The sequence below is a fragment of the Gilliamella sp. Lep-s35 genome, assembly GCF_009795845.1.
GTDB lineage: Bacteria > Pseudomonadota > Gammaproteobacteria > Enterobacterales > Orbaceae > Gilliamella.
Window position 1 is genome coordinate 1 of sequence record NZ_WTEX01000042.1, and the last position, 6,427, is coordinate 6,427.

Annotated in this window: 6 protein-coding genes; all 6 read left to right on the forward strand. The window is 34.1% G+C overall.

Annotated elements, in window-relative coordinates; genetic code table 11:
* Window positions 1-186: 186 nt before the first annotated feature.
* Window positions 187-1,203 (forward strand): hypothetical protein, encoded by a 1,017-nt coding sequence (locus tag GQ590_RS11440; RefSeq protein ID WP_160409146.1) that lies wholly within the window; start codon window positions 187-189, stop codon window positions 1,201-1,203.
* 110 nt (window positions 1,204-1,313) lie between these two features.
* Complete coding sequence (locus GQ590_RS11445; RefSeq protein ID WP_160409144.1) at window positions 1,314-2,558, forward strand: M23 family metallopeptidase; 1,245 nt, start codon at window positions 1,314-1,316, stop codon at window positions 2,556-2,558.
* Window positions 2,555-3,478 (forward strand): hypothetical protein, encoded by a 924-nt coding sequence (locus GQ590_RS11450; protein WP_160409142.1) that lies wholly within the window; start codon window positions 2,555-2,557, stop codon window positions 3,476-3,478. Before GQ590_RS11445 ends, GQ590_RS11450 begins: the two co-directional genes overlap by 4 nt.
* 33 nt (window positions 3,479-3,511) lie before the next feature.
* Window positions 3,512-4,312, forward strand: coding sequence for a hypothetical protein (locus GQ590_RS11455; RefSeq protein WP_160409140.1), 801 nt, complete (start codon window positions 3,512-3,514; stop codon window positions 4,310-4,312).
* Window positions 4,299-6,116, forward strand: a complete 1,818-nt coding sequence (locus tag GQ590_RS11460; RefSeq protein ID WP_160409138.1) for a hypothetical protein — start codon at window positions 4,299-4,301, stop codon at window positions 6,114-6,116. Before GQ590_RS11455 ends, GQ590_RS11460 begins: the two co-directional genes overlap by 14 nt.
* The coding region (locus GQ590_RS12565) for a hypothetical protein (protein WP_237397874.1) at window positions 6,109-6,427 on the forward strand (319 nt) is incomplete at its 3' end. The genes GQ590_RS11460 and GQ590_RS12565, both read left to right, overlap by 8 nt.

Here is a 6,427-nt window from a genome sequence, read left to right on the forward strand (position 1 = left end):
ACAAGATTTATTATATGCGTTTGTTGATTGGGGCTTTACTCAAGTTATTGCCGCTGAAAATAGACAAAATTGGCTGTTAGGGGCGCAAATATATAATTCTGAACATGATACTCACCTACATGCCGGGATTTTTGACAGCAATTCTCTGGAAACCATTATATAAAAAATAAACAAGGAATATTAGCAATGAGATTAATATTAGTATGTATCACCCTTCTATTTATGATAGGTTGTAAACAAATGGTTAACAGCCAACCGATTATTAAAACAGAAAATAAAAAAGACCATTTTATTACCCAAATTATGCAAGCTCCCCTTGCCAGCCCACCAATTGGTGATAAACATGTTTTATATCCTTTTGCCACACATTGGGAACATGCAGAAACAGAAAATGAACATTCGGGGAGTGAAAAGGCTTTTGATGAATTAGCCGGAAATTTAGATAAGCAGTCCCAATCAGAACAATCCTATTCGATTACTTTAACTATTGAAAATTTAAAACAGGTTTTTAATATCCCATATGATATCTATTCTGATATTATTGATGATATTTTAAAACAAGAGATTAAAGTTCATGTAGAGAAATTAGCTAATTCGCCTCATTTTGATCTGTTTCTACTTACCACTGAATCCCTTGATTTAAAATGTAATCCTTGTGAATACGAATCTAAATTTACCCTACAAACCATTATTTCTATTTCTGCCGATAAAATTATAGATAAGTTGGTAGTAGCTTACAAATATGGAAGTGATATAGGCAGAAGTTATCGTTTTTTCTATTATAACAAGGAAAAAATAATTATTAGGGAACTTGAACATGATGAGATAAATAGTTTTGCTTCTGAAATAACAACATATCAACTCTCCTCCCAAGGCAAATTTATCCGCTATTATGACGAAAATGGTCCATTTCAAAACCAAGAAGAGCAAGGCTTAGTTCAAAACCATACCCGCGAAGGTTTATGGATTGAAATGAAGCCAAACGGTTATAGTCATAACAATACTTACTTAGAAGCCGAATATAAAAATGGTTTGCCCGTTAATATTTGGAAATTTTATCAATTAGAACAACAATATAATGAACTGAATGAACCCATCTTATCCACTCGCAAAAAAGGCAAACTTTTGTACACAGAAACCTATAAAGACGGTGAACTTGTCGAACGCAAATTTGTGGCTAAAGAAATTGATGAATTGAATTAAAGATTGTGTAGTAAACAAACGATTATTATGCTTATCACCCTCATAAATATGAATGGTGGTAAGTAAACATTAAATTAAAAAAATAAACCTAACAACTTAAACATCCTATAATGGAAAACGAAAGCCTTCCGACAGAAAATATAAAATCCTCTAACGATCAATCCGAAATAGTGGATTCTTATACAGCCAACCCCAATCAAATTGTCTATGATATGGTTCATCAGGATGATTTTATTATAAATGTAGCGGATGCCTATTTTGCAAAAAAAGTAAATGCCCCGAATAAACCTAATGAATATACCTATGTAAAATTAAATCAAGCCTCTTTGGGTGATAAAGTCTACCTCGTTGCCAAATGTTACGGTACTCCCCGAAAAGGTAAATTAGTGCTCAGTCTTAAGGAAATTGAAAATACCGATACTACCCAAAACCTGTATTCCAATAATCCGGTTCCTTTTTTAGTCAATGGTGAAGAAAAAACAGAAATGGAATATACCCTAGACGGCTCCATTACCTATACCAAGGAAATAGAACTTCGCCCTAAAGACGATAAAAAATATCAAGAATTACAAGACAAATTAAATAGTCTTGAAAATAAAAGTACCCATTTAACCATAAGAACAGAAATAGAAGATACCAACGCAACAAAGGTAAATTTTAAAAGTTTTCTTACGGGGGAATTCGATACGGTTAAGGGGTCAAGGTATTATGATTTTTTAATCGGTGAAAATGAAAGTTTTCAAATTACCCCCATTATATGGCATGATCCAATCGATAACCCTCAAAGAACCTATTATAATTCCTCAGCTATTCATAAGGAACAAAATGGAGCATTTGGTATGGTACGAAAATACGCTGATGGTTCAGATAAAGCTCATCAAGGATTAGATATATTTGCTAATATAAATACACCATGTAAAGCATGTTTAGATGGTGAAATAGTGAGTTATTCCAATGAAGGTCAAAAAGGTTATGGTAATGTTCTTGTTTTAAAAGTTAAAGGGGAAGATTTAAGGTCATCAAGAAGAGACTATAAGCTTGAATTTCCTAAAGAAATAGAATCCGGGCCAGAATTTGATATGAATGCAGATTATATTTATTTAAGATATGCTCATTTAAATTCTGCTGTATTAACATCTGGTGAAGTAAAAAGTGGAAGTATTATAGCTTATTCTGGTGATACAGGAAATGCAAAAGGGGTAATAAATCCTCATTTACATTTCGAAATCGCAAAAAAACCTTTGGGTAATGGCAAATGTTTAATAAATAGATATAATCCTGCTTTTTTCGTAAGATTAAAACCTATCAATGAAGAAGAACAAACCAAAGTAAAAAAGGAAAGACAAAGAAAATGAATAAATTAATTATATTTCTTTATATTTTATTATTAGTTGGATGTAAAAGTCATTCCACATCCAACCCAATATCTAAAATAAATCATGTCACGCAAGAATATAGTCAAACAACTAGTATTGATTTCAATCAATTCAAAGTGTTAGATTCTGATGAGTCCGGAAATTTATTTAAAAGCAAAAAATATAGGTTTACCTACAGTGATACAAGCGAGACCTTTAACCTGTTTGCAAATAACAACAAGATAGGTGTGATCGATCATAAAACCCAAAAGTACGACGGTCCCGGTTTCAAGATTTATCAATATTCATCTTCACAACATTCTCCTTATATAGTTTTTGTCATTGAAGCAACAGCAGATATAGGTACTCAATGGTATAAGGTTATCATAGTTAAAAATGAGAAAATCATATCAGATTTTTTAATTAATGAACCAAGAAGTGATTCAGGTAGATATTTATTAAAAGAATTTATGTCTATTACTTTTCAAAAAAATACATTTACCTTTAAGTTAAAGAAAAAATTAATAGCAAGTTACTCATCTATACCTCAAGATTATCAGCAAGATAAAAATTACATTTATATAGAAAAAACTATTAGCATTGCACAGATACCGCCAACTGTATCAACTGACAGTACTTCATGTGAAAAACCTATAACAGAATATTACCCAAATGGAAAACTAAAATTATCAGGATGTCAAGGAATTTATAATGGTACAGGAATCCAAGTTGGTTTATGGAAAAAATATAATGAAAAAGGCGATTTAATCGAAACCACCTATTATCATCCTGATGAATTCGGCAAAGACTATAAAATCGTAACTCAATATAAGAATGGAAAAGTTGTTTCAAAGAAAATTTACAATTTTGATGATTTATATGAGACTGAGTTAAAAGAGCTTTTCACCATACCGAAATAATAAATAATTGAAAAATGAAAAAATAAAATTTCAATGACGTCCGCACCGCCCTATAAATCCAAAACAACACAACAATTTTACCGCTTTTTACAGGAAGAGCAGACCCTCATCCATGGCATGGAAGAGAGGAACGATAAAACCGCACTCATATACTGCACTCGTTACCCGGTGAAAGAGTTTTTTAACGTTCGTTGGGAAACGTTTAAAACCCAATATTGGAGCACTCGTATGTCGGAAACCGATAAAATCATACATAAGAAATTAGATCTGATTACTTCCGATTTACAAATCATAATCTCACCACAAGGCACTCTGCACGACCTTACAAACTTTAACGAAGTGCAAATGAAAGCAAAATTAATTTTAGATCAACTATCTAAAAAATACACAGACAATACAGATTTTTTGGAATATAGAAATTTATATACAGATAAACAAAGGGTTTTACTCACCCTTAATTACTACCCTGCTATTTCCTTATATTTACCGCTTGCTCATGAACAAGATCCTATCGTTAGGAATACACAATTGATACCCAATACCATTTTTTATATTAATGAAACGTTGCAAAAAAATTCAACCAATATCCAACTAAACGGCAGTTTACACCAAACGCCCGACCTTGACGGATTACGTAAACTTTTTGCGTTGAAAGGTATTAAAATCTCATCCGAAAAGGCTCTTCCTTGCTTAGAAGAATATCAAGGAAACTATAATCTTACTTCATCAGGCACGGTAAAAGACGCTTCCTTTACCATCCATTTTACCTTTGGAAAACACTATGAAAAAAAAATAAACTATCAACTTAAAACTATACGCCATGAGGAAATATAAACAATTAAAACATGCCGTACAATTACAAAAACAGTTAGACCATAAATATGGCGCTCGCCGTTTCCATGCTGCTTTTATTATGGCGCTATTTTTCTGTCTGTTTTTTACTTCGTGTAGTAATTCACCAGGCGACAGTTCAAGCAGCTCAAGCTCAACAACCCGTGCAGGTAACAGCACCCACTCATCCCAAAGCACAAATGGAAATACAACCCTTACCATTACCAGAACAGGGCAAACCGCCGGTATTAACGAAACTGCCCCCCCCAACGACCATTTACACAGAATATACAATGTATATTTTGCCAAAAAAAAAGTAGTAGGCACAGAAGTCTTTTTTGAACCGATAGATTCCGCTCATCCACAACGAGATGGACAAAATAACCTTATTACTTACGATTCCATTTTAGGAAAGACGGTCTATTTAGTACTCGAAACTCGAAATTTAACCCCTAACGAACAAATCAGAGTAGAAATACAGAGCGAATCACTCACCGGTAATACCAATGCATTAGAAGTCATGTACTTTAACGCATCCCGCCAATATACCTCAGCACAAACCCTTACCGCTGTAGTAGGCAATTTTGATGCCCTGAACAATAACACAGGCGCCTGCCCCTATACTAACTTAGCCGATCATTCTCACCGTGCCATAATAAAACTGCAACTCCGCCCAAGCACCCGAGCAATCTTCGATGAATGGGCAACACGCTTAGGCACCACCAATGGCACCGTACAAGTGCGAGTACAACGAAACCGCGGAAACTGCGCCTATGGTAACAGTAACAGAGAAACAAGCGAAGGAGGGACTTTTTTATCGTCAGAAAACCAACAATTCAGGGTGGTAAATCGAAATTTTTTCGATATTTATCATGGAAGTAATAGCTTTAATTTTAATTCAAATACTACTTTCATCAAAGACGGAACACGTGTTACTATGCGCAGGAGAATCAGCAGAGTAGAAAATAATACATCTGATAAGGTAGTCTATTATTATTATGATCTAAATGATAATGAACATATCCTTTGCCAACGAGATATTGTAACAGTTACCAATAAAAGACGAGTGGCTACAATCCCAGCCCTCCATTTGAGGGGAAGATTGTTAAAAACTATAAGCTATGCTGAAAATAGGCGTTTAGGCGAAGATATTGACGCTATAAGGTCTGAAATATATGAAAATGGTACTTTAAGCATACACAATTCGCCTACAGGAAGAGACAGATGGTATGGAAATCAACCAGGCTCGTCTAAATTAGTAAGCATGGAATTTCTTAATACACCTTTACCTACACGGAGAGTTAATAATTATATATTTGAAGAGTTTAATTACGATAATCGAGGTACACGAATACGATACGGTTTTATGAATACAAGGAGAAGGCATATACGAATGGATATATTTGCAGGTTTTTTAGGCGCCTTAGCTCAATTTAGTCAGGAAGGACACGCACATCTTATCGTTTCTCAAGGATTTTCTTTTGAAGATAATTCTTGCTTCCCCAGTGCGGAACATGTAAATGGCAATGCCGGTGATTTAAATTACTTATCTATTAATGAAAATGGAGAGAGGACTTTATTAAGTGATGCTAGTTTTGACTATGATAATCAAGTAATCTTTTGTAAGATTTTAATTGATTACGGTTTTCAAAGCTTTCGGTCAGAGTATTTCTCCAACCGAGTAAATACGAGTAGCAACGATAATACTAATACGCTGCTTCCAAATTCAGTTCATACCACAAATCCTAGACATAATCATCACTTACATATTTATAACTTTCGGAGAATTTCTAATATCTATGAATAAAATAATCATTTTTCTTGTCTCAACCCTACTGTTGGGTTGTTCGCATGGGCAACAAGAGCCGGTAAAAACTCATACGCCTGCCACTCTCGACATATCTAAAGATTTGTCAGGTGCACTTATATCACCACCATTAGGGCAGCGGGCAATACTCCATAAAGCAAAAAACGAAGATTCAATTGCAAAGTTGTACGATAATTTTGTTCACAGATATGGAAGCAGGGATAGCTTTTGTTCCTTATTGGGGTGTGGGGAAACCGTAAATTATACCCCCAAGCTTTTTAAAGAAGAGTATTCAGAGTTTGAATCGGTTT

Coding starts and splice junctions, on each gene's coding strand:
- GQ590_RS11440 (WP_160409146.1), top strand. CDS start 187: ATGAGATTAATATTAGTATGTATCACCCTTCTATTTATGATAGGTTGT.
- GQ590_RS11445 (WP_160409144.1), top strand. CDS start 1,314: ATGGAAAACGAAAGCCTTCCGACAGAAAATATAAAATCCTCTAACGAT.
- GQ590_RS11450 (WP_160409142.1), top strand. CDS start 2,555: ATGAATAAATTAATTATATTTCTTTATATTTTATTATTAGTTGGATGT.
- GQ590_RS11455 (WP_160409140.1), top strand. CDS start 3,512: ATGACGTCCGCACCGCCCTATAAATCCAAAACAACACAACAATTTTAC.
- GQ590_RS11460 (WP_160409138.1), top strand. CDS start 4,299: ATGAGGAAATATAAACAATTAAAACATGCCGTACAATTACAAAAACAG.